The 1,352-nt window shown below is 33.2% G+C and carries 1 protein-coding gene; it reads left to right on the top strand.

Features of this window, described 5'->3' with window-relative positions:
• Positions 1-1,352 (top strand): ATP-binding protein (locus ACYVAA_RS22885; protein ID WP_460546397.1); only part of this gene is annotated, 1,352 nt, incomplete at both ends.

Genomic DNA, 1,352 nt, shown 5'->3' with positions numbered 1-1,352 from the left:
ATAAATATTAATGAGTTGATTACTCGTGTATCTGCCAATGAAGAAAAGAAATTGGAACTAGACACGTTAAAAAATGAACGTTCTCTTTTAACGAATAAGTATAGCGATATCAATCAAAAATTCGATGTCCTAATTAAAGAGCAGGAGCATCAGCTTAATTTATATATGACCCAAAAGGAAAACCAAAAGGTTGAAATCGAAAGGGATGAAATTCAGTATTTATCCAAACTTAACAGCGAATATGATAAGCTCTTCGATTCGTTGGAAATTGAACATGAAACTGAATTAAAAGATAAAGAAAACGAACTAACAAGAAAAGTAGAGGATATTCATATTCTGGACAAGCAGAAAGTTGGAATAAAGCACACAAAGCTATATGAGAAAGAAATTGAACAAGCCCAAAAGGAAATAAATGATTCGAATCTGGCTTTTAAACAGGAATCTAATAATATCTCTACTTATAAACAACAAATAGAAACCCTGCAAACAAAATGGAATTTCGAAAATTCAGAAGCCGAAAAGAATAGTGAACGAACAAAAGAGAGGCTTCAGGAAGCATTAAATATTGCCGTACAAAACAAGAATGATACAGAAGAAAAGATAAATAAAAGTAAAGACTCTTTATATGGTTGGTTAAACCAAAACAAACCGGGATGGGAAAACAGTATCGGAAAAGTAATTGATGAAAATCTGCTTTTTCAAGACGGTCTGTCTCCAAAACTAATAGACGGCTCTTCTTTATATGGGCTTGAAATTAACCTTAATGAAATAGAGTCAAAAATAAAGACCATTGACGATTACCAGTTTGAACTAGGTAAGCTAAGTGAAAATATTGAACATTATCAAAACGACATTCAAGAGCTTACCAATTCTTTAAAAAAGGAGAAGGAGAATATTCAACGGCGCAACCTCCCAAAAATAAAAACACTCAAAGAAAAAGTACGACAAGCAGAATACCTATGTGAACAACAGAAAAGGCAAATAGAAAAAAGCGAACTGGACAAGGGCAGTTTCACCAACAAAGCTTTAAATGAAAAACTGGAAGCATTAGAAAAAATCCAAGTTGAAATTGATAAAGCCATTGTTTTAAGGGAAAAGGCAGCTGAAGCTTTAGAATTAAGTAAATCAAAGCTTCGAAAAAACAAAGAAAACAAACAAAAGGAAAAAACACGTAGAACTAATGAGTTAAAGGGAGAGAACAAGAATAAAATTCTAATGCTGCAGCAGCAGATTGAGGAGAAGCAAAACCAAATCAACAAAAAGATTGCAAGTTTAAAGAATGAAAGGAATGGTGAGCTTGACAACAAAGGTGCTGACACAGGACGCCTTTCTGAGATCGAAAAGCAAATCAC

The organism is Echinicola sediminis, from assembly GCF_054777495.1.
This window is presented reverse-complemented; position numbering and strand designations above follow the sequence as displayed.